The sequence below is a fragment of the Acidovorax kalamii genome (assembly GCF_002245625.1).
Taxonomy (GTDB): domain Bacteria; phylum Pseudomonadota; class Gammaproteobacteria; order Burkholderiales; family Burkholderiaceae_C; genus Acidovorax; species Acidovorax kalamii.
Genome location: NZ_NOIG01000011.1, coordinates 379,778 through 395,509, shown reverse-complemented (window position 1 = coordinate 395,509; position 15,732 = coordinate 379,778). Strand labels below are relative to the sequence as shown.

The following is a 15,732-nucleotide window of genomic DNA, read 5'->3' as shown; positions in this document are numbered from 1 at the left end:
GCTATCATCCTTATAGCAATCGATGGGCCTTTCCTGATTTTTCCTCTCGTGCGGCGACTTCCACCACTTCTGCAAGCACCGATTGGTGGTTTCCACCATGCGGGTGGCAGGGGGGCCGCCTATGCTGTCCCCCGCAGGGCGGGCGGCGGTGCCCCGGCGGCATTGCGGGGATGTCCCTCCAAGACCCCGTGACCTCCCTGACAAGCGCCTTCCACCACGCTCCATGACCCTGCCCCACCACCCCGCAGCACCCCACGAAGCCGAAGGGCGCCAACACGCCGAGGCCCTGCTCCAGCTGTGCAAACGCCTGGAGCGCGCCTGGACCTTGCCCGACGTGCTGGAAGCCGTCAAACCCATGGGCGAAAGCGTTTTCGACTATCGCCATGTCTGGCTGGCGCTTTTCGACGAGGCCACGGGGATGCTCGACTTCCTCACGCACACCACCAGCGGAGAAGAAAGCGCCCTGAGCCGCCAGCTGCAGACCATGAAAATCCCCGTGAAGGGGGATGCGCTGCTCGAAGAAATCATGCAGGCCACCCACGTTGTGGTGGTGGAAGACGCGCGCACCGACCCGCGCACCAACAAGGCCGTGGTGGCGGCATTGCACAACCGCACCATCGTCAACGTGCCGCTGGTCATGGCCGACCAGCGCCTGGGCGCACTGGGCATGGGCACCTATGGCGACGAAGAAGGCGTGCGGCCGCCCAAGCCCTGGCAGGTCGCGCTGATGCAGGCCACCGCCGGGCATCTGGCCGTGGCGCTGGACCGGGTGCGCTTCATGACCGCGCGGCGCGAGGCCGAAGAAGCGCTGGTGCACCAGAAAGAGCGCCTGCAGGTGACCCTGCAATCGATCAGTGATGCCGTGGTCACCACCGATGCTGCGGGGCTGGTGCAATACCTCAACCCCGCCGCCCAGGCGCTGACCGGCTGGCCGCTGGCCGCCGCCTGCGGGCGCAGGCACCAGGATGTGCTGGGCCTGGGCACCGAGCCCGGCACCGACACAGCCTCCGACCTGGTGGGCCGCGCACTGGAGCAAGGCATTACCCAGTTCCATGCGAAGCTGCGATGCACGCCACAGGCGGGCGCACCGTTGCTGATCGATCTGTCGGCCTCCCCCCTGCTGCGCCCCGGTGGCGATGCCGACGGCGTGGTGCTGGTGTTTCGTGACGTGACCGAGGCCAGCCGGCTGAGCCGCGAAATGGAGTTCCAGGCCCTGCACGACACGCTCACCAGTCTGGGCAACCGCCGCGCGTTCGAGCACCTGCTGGCCCAGGCCTTTGCCGCCACGCGCGATGCCACGGCCCGCCACTGCGTGTGCTACCTCGACCTCGACAATTTCAAGGTGATCAACGACACCTGCGGCCATGCCGCAGGCGACGAACTGCTGCGGCAGGTGGCGCGCCTGTTTCTGGCCCACCTGCAGCCCCAGGACCTGCTGTGCCGCCTGGGCGGCGACGAGTTCGGCATCCTGCTGTGGCAGCAGGATCTGCAGCAGGCCTTGCAGGTGGCAGAGCGCATGCAGCAGGAACTGGCCGCGTTCCGCTTTGTGTGGCGCGACCATGTGTTCAGCGTGAGCGTCAGCATCGGGGCGGTGACGCTCGACGCCGCTACCGAAAGCGTGGGCGCCCTGCTGCAGGCGGCCGACAGCGCCTGCTACGTGGCCAAGGACGGAGGCCGCAACCGCATCCATGTCTATGCCGAGAACGACCCGGCACTGGCACAACGCTATGGCGTGATGGAATGGGTCAGCCGCATCGAAGACGCCCTGCAGCACGACCGGTTCGAGCTGTTCGGCCAGCCCATCATCGGCCTGGGCGCGGCCCCTGACAGCCAGCGCCGTGGCCTGCGTTGCGAGATCCTGCTGCGCATGCGCACGGCCGATGGCCGCCTGGTTTCGCCCGGAGAGTTCATGCCCGCCGTGGAGCGCTACCAGCTGGCCGCCCGCGTGGACCGCTGGGTCATCAAAAAGGCCCTGGCGTGGATGGCCGAACACCAGGAGGGGGTGGAGCTGTGCAGCATCAACCTCTCGGGCCAGTCGGTGGGCGACGCCGCCTTCCTGGGCCAGGTGCTGCAGGCCATGGACCAGACCCCGGTGCGCTGCGACCGCCTGTGTTTCGAGATCACCGAAACCGCCGCCATGGGCGACCTGGCAGCCGCCAACCGCTTCTTCCAGGCCCTGCGCGCGCGGGGCTGCCAGTTCGCGCTCGACGACTTTGGCAGCGGACTGTCTTCCTACGCCTACCTGCGCGAGCTGGCGGTGGACACGCTCAAGATCGACGGCCAGTTTGTGAAGAACATGGCCGACGACCCCGTGAGCTTTGCCATGGTGAAGTCCATCCACGAGATCGGTTGCCTGATGGGCAAGAAGACCGTGGCGGAGTTTGCCGAAAGCCAGGCCATCGTGGACCTGCTGACCGGCCTGGGTGTGCACTTTGCCCAGGGATACGCCCTGGGCCGCCCCGCCCCCATCGACGAATTGCTGCTGGAAACCGTGGCGCACTGAGCGCCTGCCATCGGCCACCGGCGTCCCGGGCGCTGATAACGGTATGCGTTCAAAAATACAAACCGTTCACGCTGAGCCTGTCGAAGCGCCGCGCGAGGCGCAGGCAGGCTCAGCCCGAACGGTTCTTGTTGACAGAAAATTTCAAGCCAAAACAGGCCCTTGCGCGCGACCACCATACCCCGATAGCTATTAAATACATAGCAAACAAATTAACCCAGCGCTGTATCCAGCAGCATCATCACCACAAACCCCACCATCAGCCCGCCCGTGGCCCAGGCCTCGTGGCCCTTGCGGTGCGACTCGGGGATGATCTCGTGGCTGATCACAAACAGCATGGCCCCGGCCGCAAACCCCATCCCCCAAGGCAACAGGCTGGCCGATGCGCTGACGACAGCCGCCCCCAGCACGGCGCCCACGGGCTCGACCAGGCCCGAGGCCATGCCCAGCCCCACCGCCATTGCGCGCCGGTAGCCCGCCGCCAGCAGCGCCATGGCCACCACCAGGCCCTCGGGCACGTCCTGGATGGCGATGCCGGCGGCCAGCGCGTTGGCCCGCAGCGGGTCGCCACCCGCATGCGCCACGCCAATGGCCAGCCCCTCGGGCAGGTTGTGCAGCGCAATCGCAAACACAAACAGCCAGGTGCGCTGCAGCGTGAGCGACGCCGGGGCGCCCTCCACACCCTTGATGAAATGCTCGTGCGGCAGCAGGCGCTCCATCCACAGCAGCACCAGCGCCCCCAGCAAAATGGCCCCGCCCACCGTGGCGCCCGCACCCCAGGCGCCCGCCCCCGCCCCGCGCGCCGCATGGATGCCCGGGATGATCAGCGAGAACGCGCAGGCCGCCAGCATCACGCCCGCGCCAAAGCCAAACAGCGTGTCCTGCGCGCGCTCGGACAGGCGCTGCGACAACAGCACCGGCAGCGTGCCCAAAGCGGTGGCCAGCGCGGCCACCAGGCCGCCCCACCAAGCCGCCTCCACCGTGGGCTGGCTGGCAATCCACTGCCACGCCTGGGCAGCGGCGGCCACCATGCCCAGCAACACAATGCCCAGGCCCAGCCACTGCCGCCAGCGCAAAGCCACGGCGCGCCCTGCGGGCGGGGTCACACCTTCAGCGGTGAGCGCAGGGGATTCCAAGGCGGTGTCGGGCGAAGTGGGCGGCATCTGCATGGCGGCGGCTCCGGTGTGGGCAACAGGCGGGTCTAGGGACAGGAATCGCTGTACAAGGCGGTCACGCCCGCGCGAGCGCAAAGCGGCGGGCCACCTCGGCCCAGTCGATCACGTTGTAGAACGCCGCGATGTACTCGGGGCGGCGGTTCTGGTACTGCAGGTAATAGGCGTGCTCCCACACATCCAGCCCCAGGATGGGCGTGTTGCCCGACATCGCCCCTGCCATCAGGGGGCTGTCCTGGTTGCCCGTGCTCTCCACCACCAGCTGGCCCGCCGCGCCCACACACAGCCAGGCCCAGCCACTGCCAAACCGCGTGAGCGCCGCCTTGGTGAACGCATCCTTGAACGCGGCAAAACCGCCCAGGTCGGTATCGATGGCACGCGCCAGCTCGCCCTGCGGTTGCCCGCCGCCCTGGGGCGACATCACGCGCCAGAACAGGCTGTGGTTGGCGTGCCCGCCGCCGTTGTTGCGCACGGCGCCCTGCAGGTTTTCGGGCAGCAGCACCAGCCGCGCCACCAGCTCATCAATGGGCAGATCGGCATGGGGCGTGCCCTCCAGCGCGGCGTTCAGGTTGTTGATGTAGGTCTGGTGGTGCTTGGCATGGTGGATCTCCATGGTGCGCGCGTCGATGTGCGGCTCCAGCGCGTCGTAGGCATAGGGCAAGGCAGGCAGCGTGTAGGGCATGGTTTTTTCGATCGGGTTGGGAGGAGGAAGAAAGGAAGAACAACATCCGGTGCGGGCTACGCTGGCCGGTGTGGGAAGAAGGGGGAACCACGCCAGCCGGGCCACAGCGGCGAGGCGGCCGGTTCGCCGTCAGGACGACAGGCCAGCCAGCCCGCCCCCGGCAAGCGCCTGGGCAATGGCGGGATGGGGGCCATGGCTGCGCACATGGGCCAGCAAGGCGGCATGCGTTTCGCGCCCATGCCGCCACGCCGCCTGGCGCAGCGCGGCGCCACACCGGCCATCCGCCACCAGGCTCTGCAGCAGCCCGTGGGCCCGGCCCAGCAAGCGCGCCGCCGCATCGGTCTCGGCCGCCTGCACCTGTAAGTCGGCCACATTCAGGTGCGACACCACCAGGGCCGCAATGCAATCGTCTTCGCGCCCCGCCGGGGGCGTTTGCTGCACCAGGCGCAACGCCAGTGCCAGTGCCTGCTGCTCAAACGCCAGCGCCATGACCATCTGGCCCATCTGCCCGGCGGCGCGGGCGCGCTGCATGGTGCGCTCCCACTGCGGCAAGGTGGCGGGGACCGGCGGCAGACCGGCGGGGGTCGCTGCGCAGTCAGGGGTGTGGGGGTGGGTGGGGGTGCCCATCAGGTCCATCGCAAAACTCCTGGAGGAGCCTTTTGCGGTGGACGGGGTGTGGCGTACTCAGGCCATTAGATGATAACGATTTGCATTTGCAATGTCCAACTGGGTTGGGAAAAGCGTGCCTCTGCGTGGTGGATTGACGTGCGCACTCGGGGAATGGGAGGCCCACGTTGGCTCATGGCCCAGCTTGCTCGTTACCTGAAAGTTGCTTAATGGAGGGCTCAGGCCCTACCCGCTCGCAAGCTATAGTTTGTGCAATCAAACCCTGCCGGGTTTCCCAGAATTTTTATACCTGGATATTTGAGTAACCAAACGGCTGCAAACCGCTTTCAGGAGGAATGAATTCTCGGAATATCCCGCACAGTCCAGAATATCCCGCAGGTTTTACAGCCCAAATTACGTTAGACATTTTCACAAGAAGCATCAAATGACCTCTGTAGCAGCTGAAATTCAAAGAAGAGAAAATATCGCCCTAGAAGCAATCAAGAGCACCTTTGGAACAGAAGATGGTGAATTTGGAGCAACGATGTTTGCGACCCATCACATACAAGAACTAGAATCGACTTATTGGCTCAAGCATTTGGGCACGTCAACTCCGGAGCCAAAGAAAGTTTTGGATATTCTTCAACTCAAATCTCACTGGGGCGATGATGAGAATGAAATAGAAGTTCTTGACTTTACGCTCCCCGATGATGTAACTGACTACGTCATGAGTGTTCGTTTTGATGAAACTGGCTCAGTTGAAGAAGTGTCGATGGAAAGTTAATTGCTTACACATCAATCAACCAAAGCGATGTTTAACCCGGCAGTCAAGCTGACCCGCCGAAGGCGGGCAGCTTACTTTGTCCGTCAGTCTTTTTGGTAACTCTATGAACCAAGCTACAGACAGCTCGCAATTCACAACGAAACTGCTCCGCCCAACCACTTCAGGTGACGAGCATTCTTGGGCGTTTCTGGTTTTGCCAAAGTCCGTAAGTGAAAAACTACCCCGACGTGGGCGAACGAGCGTGGAAGGGACCATTAACGGCCATTCTTTTCAGGCAACGCTTGAGCCGGACGGTCAACTGAGCCACTGGTTGAAGGTTGACAACGCATTGCGCGAAGCCTCTGGTGCAGAAATCGGCGACATGGTTACGTTAAAGCTCGCTCCAGTGGAAAACGAGCCAGAACCAACGCTGCCCCCGGATTTTCAACAAGCTCTTTCTGCCGCCCCGGAAGCCAAGGCGGTTTGGAATGCCACGACAACCATTGCCCGTGTTGATTGGATTCACTGGATTGAATCCGCGAAGCAGGCGAGAACCCGCAAAAGTCGAGTGGAAACTGCCTGCGACAAGCTGGCGGCAGGCGAAAAACGCGTCTGCTGCTTTGATCAATCAGGCTTCTACAGCAAAAGCCTTAGCGCGCCCAAGGCGGCAGAGTAAGAACGTTGGGCTCGTTATGGTCAACCCGAGCATCCAATCACTTCTGAAAGCCGACCCTCAATCCCCCAGCCCCTCCTGCATCCCCCCACCCGGCGCAGCCACCAGCTCCCACTCGGCCAGCTGCTCATTGGTCGCAATCAGCCGCCCCACCAGCAGCTTGATAAACGCCTTGTCAAACCGCGATTGCAAGTCCTCCGACGCCTCGCGCAGTGCGGGGTTGCGCACCTTGAGGACCAGCACCTCGGTTTCGGCCACGGCGGTGGCGGTGCGCATCTTGTTGTCGGGGCGCAGGTAGGTCATCTCGCCCAGGGTGACGCCGGGGCCCAGGGTGCTGAGGTTCCAGCCCTGGCGGCTGATGGCGATCTGGCCTTCGATGAGGATGCAGAACGAATCACCGGGCGTGTTCTCGCGCATGAGCACGGTGCCCTGCTCCAGGCGGCGCCAGCTGCCCAGGCGCATCAGCTCCCACAGGGCCACGTCGTGAAAGTCTGCAAAAAACGGCAGTGCGCGCAGGCGGGCAAAGCGTTCGGCCTCGGTGTCTTGCGAGCGCTGGCGCGGCAGCCCCCGGTGGGCGGCCAGCAGGGCCTGGGCAAAGTCGGGCCAGGTGGCAAAGCGGTCGGCGGGGTCTTTGGCCAGGGCGCGCAGCAGCACCTCGTCTACATGCGGTGGCAGCGACGCGCGCAGCAGGCTGGGGGGTGTGGGGGCTTCGTGGCTGATCTTGTAGAGGGTGGCGAAGTCGGTGTCGCCATCAAACGGGCGGCGGCCGGTGAGCAGCTCGTACACCACCACGGCCAGCGAGAACATGTCGCTGTGGTGGGTGAGGTCGTGTTCGCGCACCTGCTCGGGCGACATGTACGACGGCGAGCCGACCAGGCCCGACAGCTGCGTCGCATCGCTGCGCAATGACAGGGCGGCGCCAAAGTCGGTCAGCTTCACATCCCCGTCGCGCGCCAGCATGAGGTTGGCGGGCTTGATGTCGCGGTGCACCAGGCCTTCGCGGCAGGCGTAGTCCAGCGCGTTGCAGCATTTGAAGGCGATGTCGAGCACCTGAGGCATGGGCAGCAGCGTGTCGGGTGTCGCAAAGTCGGACAGGGGCTGGCCGTCCACGTATTCGAGCACCAGGTACGGGGGCAGCGCCTCTTCGTCGGCATCGAGCAGGCGCACGATGTTGGGGTGGCGCAGGCGGCCCGACAGCGCGGCCTCGTTGCGCAGCAGCTTGCGGTAGCGCTCGGCCTGCTCGGGCACCTTGAGCAGGTGGGCATGGGTTTGCTTGATGGCGACCTTGCGGCCCCGGAAGCCGTCGAGCCCCAGGTAAACAATGCCACTGGCGCCCCGCCCCAGTTCGCGCTCGATGCGGTACTTGCCGATGTTGGCGGGCGGTGCGGAGGTGGCTGTGGCCATGGCGGGGCTCCCGGTGAGGGTGGGCAGTGAAGGCGGCGGGTCGTCAGGCTCCGGCAAGCGCCTGCTCAAAATCGGCCAGCAGGTCTTCCGCCTCTTCCAGGCCCACCGACAGGCGGATCATGCTGTCGGCAATGCCCATGGTGGCGCGCACGGCGGGGCCGGCCTCCCAGAAGATGGTGTGGGCCACCGGGATGATGAGCGTGCGCGTATCGGCCAGGCCCGTGGCCTTGATGGGCAGCTGCAGGCGGTTGCACACGGGCAGGCATTGGTCGGGGTTGCGCAGCTCGAAGGACAGCAGCCACGAGCCCGCCTTGAGGTGCTTTTTTGCAAAGGCGTGCTGGGGGTGCGATGGCAACATGGGGTAGTGCACGCGCGCGATGGCCGGGTGGGCCTCCAGCCACTGCGCCAGCGCCAGGGCCGTGGCGCTGGTGCGGTCCATGCGCAGGGCCAGGGTTTCGGCGCCCAGGGCCAGTTGGTGGGCGGCGTGGGACGACAGCGTGCCACCCATGTCGCGCAGGCCCTTTTTGCGCAGCTGCTGCAGGCCCCAGCCCTTGGCGTCGCCCTTGCGGTAGGCAGCAAAGATGTTGGGGTAGCGCGACCAGTCGTACAGGCCCGTGTCGGTGATGGCGCCGCCCAGCGCATCGCCCAAGCCGCCGATGCTTTTGGTGAGCGAGTTGACCACCAGCCCCGCGCCCACCGTGGCGGCGCGGAACAGGTAGGGCGAGGCCACGGTGTTGTCCACCACATACAGCACGCCCCGCTGCTGGCACAGCGCGCCAATGCCTTCCAGGTCGGGGATCTGGGTGCCGGGGTTGGCAATGGTTTCGACAAACACCATGCGGGTGTTGGGGCGCAGCGCGGCGGCCACGTTGGCGGCGTCGGTCACGTCCACCGTGGTGACTTCAACGCCCAGGTCGGCCAGCGTGCCCAGCACGCTGTTGGTGTTGCCAAACACAAACTGGCTGGCCACCAGGTGGTCACCCGCCTTGAGCAGCGTGAGGAACACGGCGCAGATGCCCGCCATGCCGGTGGAGAAAACGATGGTGCCGTGGCCGCGCTCCATCTTGGTGATCTTGGCCTCCAGCGCCGCCGTAGTGGGCGTGCCCTGGCGCGCGTAGTTGAAGCCGCCCTTGGCCGTGCCCTGGAAGACGGCGATCAGGTCTTCGACCTTTTCGTAGCCGTACTGCACCGAGGTGTGGATGGGCTGGTGGATGGCGCCCTGCTCGGCACCACCCAGGCGGTCGGCATGCACGATCTGGGTGGTGAAGCTTTGGTTCTGCGGTGTCGTCATAAAAATCTGCGGCTGCTCTGTTTCTACTGGTCTGCATGCAAGGCAAGACGATAAATACCGGCGTGCTCGTAACGCTAGCGCACCCGTGGAACTGGCTCTGCCAGGCCACTGGGTGCGTCCCCCTCCGGGGGAAGGCGCGCAGCGCCTCAGGGGGCTACCTTTCCGGTGCGATGTGTTCGGCGTAATCGTACAAGGCCCCCAGGATGTCCTGCGTGCGCTCGTCGTCGGCGGTCTCCGAGAGTTCGTCGATTTCGGTAAACAGCTGCTCCACCGTGCGCGCCCCGCCCTGCCCGTCAAACAGGCAGGCGGCGCGGTGCGCCTCCCAGCGCTGCTGCTCTTCGGGGGTGAGGGTTTGCGGAAAGTTGCGCGCCCGGTAGCGCCAGACCAGCTCGGTCAGGCGCGGGTCGTCAAAGCCCGTGCGGGCGGTGGCGAGCTTGGCGCCCGACATGCTGCGCAGGTCGTTCAGATAGCGCCGGTCGTTGTTGCCCACAAAGCCGCCATACAGGTCCTGGTCCACATCGGGCGCGGGCTCTTGCGGCCGGGCGAACACGGCGGGCCAGATGCCGCTCATGTCGGGCAGACTGCGCGCCACCTCGGCGTGCTGCGCGGCCTGGGCCAGGTCAATGCCCCAGCGCTGCGCCAGCGCGGGCGTGAGGGTGTTCACATTGCCCACCACCATGGGCGACTTGTTGAGGTGGATGGTCTTGATGGGCAGGCGCGTGACGCCTTCGGGCAGGTCGGCCGTGCGGGTGAACATGCGCAGGCGGATGTCGTCCACGTTCAGCGCGGCCAGCTCGCGCGGGTCGTGGGCCAGGTCCCACGCGATCAGCTCGTTCTTGTTGGTGGGGTGGCTGGCCAGCGGCCACATCACGCCCAGGCAGCCGCGCTCCACCGGGAACATGCCCGACACATGCAGAAACGGCCGCGCCGTGATGGCCGTGGCAGGCAGGCGCAGCTCGGCGGCCACGCGGTCTTTTTTGTGAAGGGAGAGCGCAAAGTCAAACAGCTTGGTGTTGTGCTGGCGAATGAGGCGTGCCAGCGCAATGGTGGCGCGCACGTCCGACAGCGCATCGTGCGCGGCTTCGTGCAGCAGGCCGTTGGCTTTGGAGAGGTGTTCGAGCTTGAAGCTGGGCGTGCCATCTTCCTTCTTGGGCCACTGGATACCGTCGGGCCGCAGCGCGTAGGTCATGCGCACCACGTCCAGCAAATCCCACCGGCCGCACTGGTTCTGCCATTCGCGCGCATACGGGTCGATGAGGTTGCGCCAGAACATGAAGCGCGTGATCTCGTCATCAAACCGGATGGTGTTGTAGCCCACGCCGATGGTGCCGGGCTGGGCAAACTCGGCCTCGATGCGGTTGGCAAACTCGCGCTCGGGCAGGCCTTTTTCCAGGCAGAGCTGGGGGGTGATGCCGGTGATGAGGCAGGACTGTGGGTCGGGCAGGTAGTCGTTGGCCGGCTGGCAGTAGATCATCAGCGGCTCACCGATCTCGTTGAGGTCGGCATCGGTGCGGATGGCGGCAAACTGCGCCGGGCGGTCGCGGCGCGTGTTGGCCCCGAAGGTTTCGTAGTCGTGCCAGAGGAAGGTGTGGGCAGCCATGGTCGGTGGGCAAACAGGGGGCGAGGCGGGATGCAGGCGGGGTGGAGGCGCAACTGTAACCGGATTTACAGGCTTTTTAGGCCCTCACCGCCTGTCCATCATGCCTTTATAGCTATATAAATAATAGCAATACATACCCAACGGCTGCAGGGCAGCCCACCGCATGCTCACAGGCATTCACGCCGTGATACACCTGCGCCCGGGCAATGGCATGGCTGCACGGGACAATGGCGCATGCATTGCCCTCACCCTGAATTCACCACCACCACCACCGCCCCCCTGCCCCCGCGTTCGCCCTCTCCCTCTGTGCGGCCCGCGCCACTCGCGGTCTGGTTCACGGCCGGGCTTGTGGGCCTGGCGCTGGCGGGCTGCGCAGCGGTTCCGGCCCCCACGCCGTCCAAGCCCGCCAGTCCCAGCACCCCATCGGCACCTGCAGCCACAGACACCACAGGCGCTGCAACCACCGCGGCAACCGGGGCCGATGACCACGCCGCCGGTTTTGCCGCCTGGCGCACCGCCTTTGCAACACAGGCCCTGACGGCGGGCATTGCGCCGCACACGGTGCGCGATGTGCTGGGCCAGGCGCAGTGGCAGCCGCGCGTGGTGGAGCTGGACCGGGCTCAGCCCGAATTCTCGCGCACGCCCTGGGCATACCTCGACAGCGCCGTATCAGCCCAGCGCGTGGCCCAGGGCCAGGTCAAGCTGGGCGAGCACCGCCCCACCCTGGAGGCCGCTGCCGCGCGCTACGGCGTGCCTGCCACCGTGGTCACCGCCATCTGGGGCATGGAGAGCAACTACGGCAGCAACTTTGGCAGCTTCCGCACGGTGGACGCGCTGGCCACCCTGGCCTACGAAGGCCGCCGCCGTGCCTGGGCCCAGGCCGAGCTGCTGGCGGCGCTGCGCATCATCGACCTGGGCGATATTGCTCCCGAAGCCATGCTGGGATCCTGGGCCGGGGCCATGGGGCACACGCAGTTCTTGCCGTCGGTGTTTCTGGCCCATGCGGTGGATGCCGACGGCGACGGGCGCCGCGACATCTGGGGCAGCATCCCGGATGTGGCGGCATCGACGGCCCGCTTTCTGGCCGATGCGGGCTGGCAATCGCAAGAGCCCTGGGGCGCCGAAGTGCGCCTGCCCCTGGGCTTTGACCATGTGCGCGCCGAGTTGACTGTGCGCCAAAGCGCGGCCCAGTGGGCGGCAGAGGGCTTGCAAACCATGGATGGCCGCCCGCTGCCCACCCTGGCATCGGCCGCCGTGCTGGAGCCTGCGGGCGCACGCGGCCCGGCGTTTCTGGTGGGGCAGAACTTCCGCACCATCCTGCGCTACAACAACTCCACCAGCTACGCACTGGCCGTGGCCCTGCTGGCCCAGCGCCTGGACGGCGGCCCCGGTGTGGTGGCCGACTGGCCGCGCAACCTGCAGCCCCTGTCGCGCGAGCAAACACGCCAGCTGCAATCGGCACTGAATGCGCGTGGCTTTGCCACCGGCACCCCCGACGGCGTGCTGGGCCCCGCCACCCGCGCCGGGCTGCGCCAGTACCAGCAAAGCCAGGGCCTGGTGGCCGATGGTTATCCGACGCTGGAGCTGTTGCAGGGCCTGGTGGGCGGCGCGCCTGCCAAGTAAGAACAGGTTTCAGGAGCAGCCGCAGCGCCCTGTCCCTCTCCGGCTTGATCGACCGGACTGGCGCCAGGGCAGCGGGCACGGCGGCAATCAGGAGCCCAGGCCGTATTTGCGGATCTTGTCGTGCAAGGTGGTCTTGGCCACCCGCAGGGCCTCGGCCGTGCGGGCCAGGCTGCCGCCCTGCTGGCGCAGGGCTTCTGCGATCAGGGTGCGCTCAAACGTCTCTACCGCAGCCGCCAGGGCCTGGGGTTGCGCTGCGTCACCGGCGTCGCCCGCAGCCCCCGCAAAGGGCGCGGCGCCTGCGGCAATCCCCAGCACCACGCGCTCAGCCACGTTGCGCAGCTCGCGCACATTGCCGGGCCAGTGGTAGCCCAGCAGTTGGTGCAACTGGCCTGCGGGCAGCTCGGGCACGGGGCGCTGGTGGCGGGCGGCGGCGGCCATCACAAAATGCTCCAGCAGCAGCGGCACGTCTTCGCGCCGATCGCGCAGCGGGGGCAACTCGACCGTGGCGACGCTCAGGCGGTAATACAGGTCTTCGCGGAACTTGCCCTGGCGGCACAGCTCCAGCAAATCCACCTTGGTGGCTGCCACCACGCGACAGTCGATGGGGATGAGCGTGTTGGAGCCCAGGCGCTCCAGCACGCGCTCCTGCAGCACGCGCAGCAGCTTGATCTGCATGGCCAGGGGCATGCTCTCGATTTCATCGAGAAACAGCGTGCCGCCGCTGGCGTGTTCGATCTTGCCGATGCGGCGCTTGCCCGCACCGGTGAAGGCGCCAGCCTCGTTGCCAAACATTTCGCTGTCGAACAGGGTGTCTGGCAGGCCGCCGCAATTGATGGCCACAAAGTGGCCTTTGCTGCGCGGGCTGGCCTCGTGCAGGCAGCGGGCGGCCAGCTCTTTGCCGGTGCCGGTTTCGCCGTGAATGAGCACATCCACCGTGCTGGCCGCCAGGCCCGCCAGCACCTCGCGCAGGCGCTGCATGTTGGGGGCGCGGCCCATCACCAGGCGCTCGATCACATCACGCTGCGCCAGCTGGCTGCGCAGCTGGCGCACCTCCAGCACTAGGCGGCGCTTGTCGAGTGCGCGGCGCACGGCGCGCACCAGTTGCTCGGGGGCAAAAGGTTTCTGGATGAAGTCGTGCGCACCATCCTTCATGGCCTGCACGGCCATGGAGATGTCGCCATGGCCGGTGATGAGCACCACGGGCAGCTCCGGGTCCACAGCCATGAGCTCTTGCAAGAATGCCATGCCATCCATCTGGGGCAGGCGGATGTCGCTGACCACCACGCCGGGGTAGTCGCGCCCCAGGCGCAGGCGGGCCAGCTCGGCACTGGGGGCGCTTTCGGTGGCGATACCTTCAAGCTGCAGGGCCTGCTCGCAGCCCAGCACGATGTCGGGGTCGTCTTCGACGATGAGGACCTTGAGGTCGGGGGTCATGGGCGGTCGGGGGAAAATTCCGGGGCTGATTCCGAATCTGGACGGGGGGCTGCGGGCAAGGCCAAGTGGAACACAGCGCCACCGTCGGGGTGGTTGGCGCCGGTGAGGGTGCCGCCCGATTCGCGCACGATGCCGGCCGACAAGGCCAGCCCCAAGCCCAGCCCGTCGCCGGAGCCCTTGGTGGTGAAAAACGGCTCAAACAGGTGCGCCAGGGCTTCGTCGGTAAGGCCTGGGCCCAGGTCACGCACCTGCACGTGTACCTGCTCACCCTCTGCTGTGGCCAGTTGCTCGCAGCGGATCTCGACCCGCAAGGCAGTGCTTCCCGCCATCGCATCCAGCGCGTTGTTGATGAGGTTGACCAGCACCTGCTCCAGGCGGTTGCCATCGCACCAGGCCACAGGCTCGGGCTCCGCCAGGTCCAGCAGCACCTGGGCGCCAGTCTGCTGGATGCGCGGCTCCAGCACCGCCAGCGCGTTGGCGAGCGCGGCGCGCAGTGGCACGGGCTGAGGCTCGCCAGTCGATTTGCGGGCAAAGGCCCGCAGCTCGCCGGTGATGCGGCCCATGCGGTCGGCCAGCTGGGCGATGCGCTCCAGGTTGACGCGCACCGTGGGCAAGTCGCCCCGCTCCAGATACCGCACGCTGTTGCCCGACAGGGTGCGCAGCGCGGTGAGCGGCTGGTTCAGCTCATGCGCCACGCCGGTGGAGAGCTGGCCAATCACCGCCAGCTTGCCCGCCTGCACCAGCTCGTTCTGTGCGGCGCGCAGCGTGCCCTCGGCGCGGATGCGTTCTTGAACTTCAGACTGCAGGCGCTCGTTGGTGCGCGACAGATCGGCCGTGCGCTGCTGCACCTTGCGCTCCAGTTCATCGTGCGCGGCCTGCAGTGCCTCGCGAGCGGCCAGGCGGTCGCGCAAACGGTCGCGCTCATGGCGGCGGCGCTGGTTGAGCATGAAGCCCAGCAGCGCCACAAAGGCCGCACCGATGGTGGCAATCAGGGCATCGCTCTGCGCTGCCTCATCGGCGCGGGCCAGGTGCGAGAACACGGTCAGTGTCCAAGGTGTGCCCGGTAGCGCGCGTGACTGGGTCAGAAACCGTCCCGTCACGGGGTAGACGGAGGCCATCTCGGTGCCCTCGCGCGCCACGCGAACCACCCGCGCGCCCTGGTCCAGGTCGCTCAGCACCTTCATGCCCAGGGGCGTGAGGGCCTTTCGGTTGTATTGCAGGGTCTGGTCAAAGGCTTTGCGCGTGGCGTCGTCCAGGGGGCGCAGCGCCGTGAACTTCCAGTCGGGCACGGAGCCCAGGATCACCACGCCGTTCTCGTCGGTCACGATCACCGGCGCCTCGACCGTGGACCAGGACTGCTCCAGCTGCTCCAGGCTGACCTTGGTGACAGCCACACCCACGGTGCGGTTGCCGTCGAGCAGGGCCGACGCCAGGTAATACCCCGGCTCCCCGCGCGTGGTGCCGATGCCAAAGAACCGCCCGCTGCCCGTGCTCAGGGCATCCCGGAAATAGGGCCGAAAGCGCAGGTCCTCCCCCATGAAGCTGTCGGGTCGGCGCCAGTTGCTGGTGGCCACCACCTGCCCCTGCAGGTCGATCACATAGATGGAGAGCGTGCCCGCGCGCTCGTTGAGCTGCTCCAGATAGGCATTGACGCTGTCTGCCCCACGGCCCGGCGCGGAGGCCGACAGCAAGGTCTGCACCTCCTGCTCCAGCTGCAGCGTGCCCGGAAGAAAGGCGTACTTGCTGATCTCGCGCTGCAGGCTGGCCGTGTACAGCTCCAGCCGGTGCAGGCCCGTGGCCTGGATCTGCGCCTGCCCCAGGCGCTGGGCCAGCAGGTAGGCCAACCCGCCGCTCAGCCCCACTCCGGCCAGCAACAGCAGGACCGTGAACAGGCGCAAGGATCGGGGCAAAGGCATGGGGGGTGGGATGTTAGCAGCGAGCCCCCTGCGCCCCGCCCGCTCATCCCAGGGGCGGCGGCAGGCCA

Annotated in this window: 12 protein-coding genes; 4 read left to right on the top strand and 8 right to left on the bottom strand. The window is 66.6% G+C overall.

Going from position 1 to position 15,732, the window contains the following annotated elements:
- The first annotated feature begins 223 nt into the window (after nucleotides 1-223).
- Entirely contained in the window at nucleotides 224-2,503 is a 2,280-nt protein-coding gene (locus tag CBY09_RS18635; protein ID WP_108723931.1) for an EAL domain-containing protein, read from the top strand.
- A gap of 209 nt (nucleotides 2,504-2,712) precedes the next feature.
- Here the strand turns inward: CBY09_RS18635 and CBY09_RS18630 are convergent, their stop codons facing one another.
- The 3 genes from CBY09_RS18630 to CBY09_RS18620 form a co-directional block, all read right to left on the bottom strand.
- A complete protein-coding gene (locus CBY09_RS18630; protein WP_205734175.1) occupies nucleotides 2,713-3,531 on the bottom strand; it encodes a ZIP family metal transporter in 819 nt (272 codons plus the stop codon).
- 199 nt (nucleotides 3,532-3,730) lie between these two features.
- Nucleotides 3,731-4,354: a superoxide dismutase gene (locus tag CBY09_RS18625; protein WP_094291054.1), complete on the bottom strand. Its 624-nt coding sequence runs from the start codon at nucleotides 4,352-4,354 to the stop codon at nucleotides 3,731-3,733.
- Nucleotides 4,355-4,483: 129 nt separating this feature from the next.
- Complete coding sequence (locus tag CBY09_RS18620; protein ID WP_094291053.1) at nucleotides 4,484-4,990, bottom strand: hypothetical protein; 507 nt, start codon at nucleotides 4,988-4,990, stop codon at nucleotides 4,484-4,486.
- A gap of 415 nt (nucleotides 4,991-5,405) precedes the next feature.
- Here CBY09_RS18620 and CBY09_RS18615 point away from each other — a divergent pair, with 415 nt between their 5' ends.
- Both CBY09_RS18615 and CBY09_RS18610 read left to right on the top strand, forming a co-directional pair.
- Nucleotides 5,406-5,744: a DUF2004 domain-containing protein gene (locus CBY09_RS18615; protein WP_094291052.1), complete on the top strand. Its 339-nt coding sequence runs from the start codon at nucleotides 5,406-5,408 to the stop codon at nucleotides 5,742-5,744.
- Nucleotides 5,745-5,847: 103 nt separating this feature from the next.
- Nucleotides 5,848-6,399 (top strand): YdeI/OmpD-associated family protein, encoded by a 552-nt coding sequence (locus CBY09_RS18610; RefSeq protein WP_094291051.1) that lies wholly within the window; start codon nucleotides 5,848-5,850, stop codon nucleotides 6,397-6,399.
- Nucleotides 6,400-6,456: 57 nt separating this feature from the next.
- Here CBY09_RS18610 and CBY09_RS18605 read toward each other — a convergent pair whose 3' ends face one another.
- From CBY09_RS18605 to sbcB, 3 genes are all read right to left on the bottom strand, one after another.
- Nucleotides 6,457-7,800 carry a protein kinase domain-containing protein gene (locus tag CBY09_RS18605; RefSeq protein ID WP_094291050.1) on the bottom strand — a complete coding sequence of 448 codons (1,344 nt, stop codon included), beginning with the start codon at nucleotides 7,798-7,800 and terminating at the stop codon, nucleotides 6,457-6,459.
- A 43-nt stretch (nucleotides 7,801-7,843) separates the two neighbouring features.
- Entirely contained in the window at nucleotides 7,844-9,091 is a 1,248-nt protein-coding gene (locus CBY09_RS18600; protein WP_094291049.1) for a cystathionine gamma-synthase family protein, read from the bottom strand.
- Nucleotides 9,092-9,245: 154 nt separating this feature from the next.
- The gene (gene sbcB / locus CBY09_RS18595) at nucleotides 9,246-10,691 is read right to left on the bottom strand and encodes an exodeoxyribonuclease I (RefSeq protein ID WP_094291048.1); all 1,446 of its coding nucleotides are present in this window, start codon (nucleotides 10,689-10,691) and stop codon (nucleotides 9,246-9,248) included.
- A 234-nt stretch (nucleotides 10,692-10,925) separates the two neighbouring features.
- Here sbcB and CBY09_RS18590 point away from each other — a divergent pair, with 234 nt between their 5' ends.
- On the top strand, nucleotides 10,926-12,314 hold the full coding sequence (locus CBY09_RS18590; RefSeq protein WP_094291047.1) for a lytic murein transglycosylase: 1,389 nt from the start codon (nucleotides 10,926-10,928) through the stop codon (nucleotides 12,312-12,314).
- Nucleotides 12,315-12,401: 87 nt separating this feature from the next.
- Here the strand turns inward: CBY09_RS18590 and CBY09_RS18585 are convergent, their stop codons facing one another.
- Nucleotides 12,402-13,748, bottom strand: a complete 1,347-nt coding sequence (locus tag CBY09_RS18585) for a sigma-54-dependent transcriptional regulator (RefSeq protein ID WP_094291046.1) — start codon at nucleotides 13,746-13,748, stop codon at nucleotides 12,402-12,404.
- The gene (locus tag CBY09_RS18580) at nucleotides 13,745-15,664 is read right to left on the bottom strand and encodes a sensor histidine kinase (RefSeq protein ID WP_094291045.1); all 1,920 of its coding nucleotides are present in this window, start codon (nucleotides 15,662-15,664) and stop codon (nucleotides 13,745-13,747) included. The genes CBY09_RS18585 and CBY09_RS18580 overlap by 4 nt, the downstream gene beginning before the upstream one ends.
- Nucleotides 15,665-15,732 lie beyond the last annotated feature (68 nt).

Excerpts from the sequence above, each read along its gene's own strand:
- CBY09_RS18610 (WP_094291051.1), top strand. The coding sequence starts at position 5,848 with ATGAACCAAGCTACAGACAGCTCGCAATTCACAACGAAACTGCTCCGC.
- CBY09_RS18620 (WP_094291053.1), bottom strand. The coding sequence starts at position 4,990 with ATGGACCTGATGGGCACCCCCACCCACCCCCACACCCCTGACTGCGCA.
- CBY09_RS18625 (WP_094291054.1), bottom strand. The coding sequence starts at position 4,354 with ATGCCCTACACGCTGCCTGCCTTGCCCTATGCCTACGACGCGCTGGAG.
- CBY09_RS18600 (WP_094291049.1), bottom strand. The coding sequence starts at position 9,091 with ATGACGACACCGCAGAACCAAAGCTTCACCACCCAGATCGTGCATGCC.
- CBY09_RS18635 (WP_108723931.1), top strand. The coding sequence starts at position 224 with ATGACCCTGCCCCACCACCCCGCAGCACCCCACGAAGCCGAAGGGCGC.
- CBY09_RS18615 (WP_094291052.1), top strand. The coding sequence starts at position 5,406 with ATGACCTCTGTAGCAGCTGAAATTCAAAGAAGAGAAAATATCGCCCTA.
- CBY09_RS18590 (WP_094291047.1), top strand. The coding sequence starts at position 10,926 with ATGCATTGCCCTCACCCTGAATTCACCACCACCACCACCGCCCCCCTG.
- sbcB (WP_094291048.1), bottom strand. The coding sequence starts at position 10,691 with ATGGCTGCCCACACCTTCCTCTGGCACGACTACGAAACCTTCGGGGCC.
- CBY09_RS18605 (WP_094291050.1), bottom strand. The coding sequence starts at position 7,800 with ATGGCCACAGCCACCTCCGCACCGCCCGCCAACATCGGCAAGTACCGC.
- CBY09_RS18580 (WP_094291045.1), bottom strand. The coding sequence starts at position 15,664 with ATGCCTTTGCCCCGATCCTTGCGCCTGTTCACGGTCCTGCTGTTGCTG.
- CBY09_RS18585 (WP_094291046.1), bottom strand. The coding sequence starts at position 13,748 with ATGACCCCCGACCTCAAGGTCCTCATCGTCGAAGACGACCCCGACATC.
- CBY09_RS18630 (WP_205734175.1), bottom strand. The coding sequence starts at position 3,531 with ATGGTGGCCGCCGCTGCCCAGGCGTGGCAGTGGATTGCCAGCCAGCCC.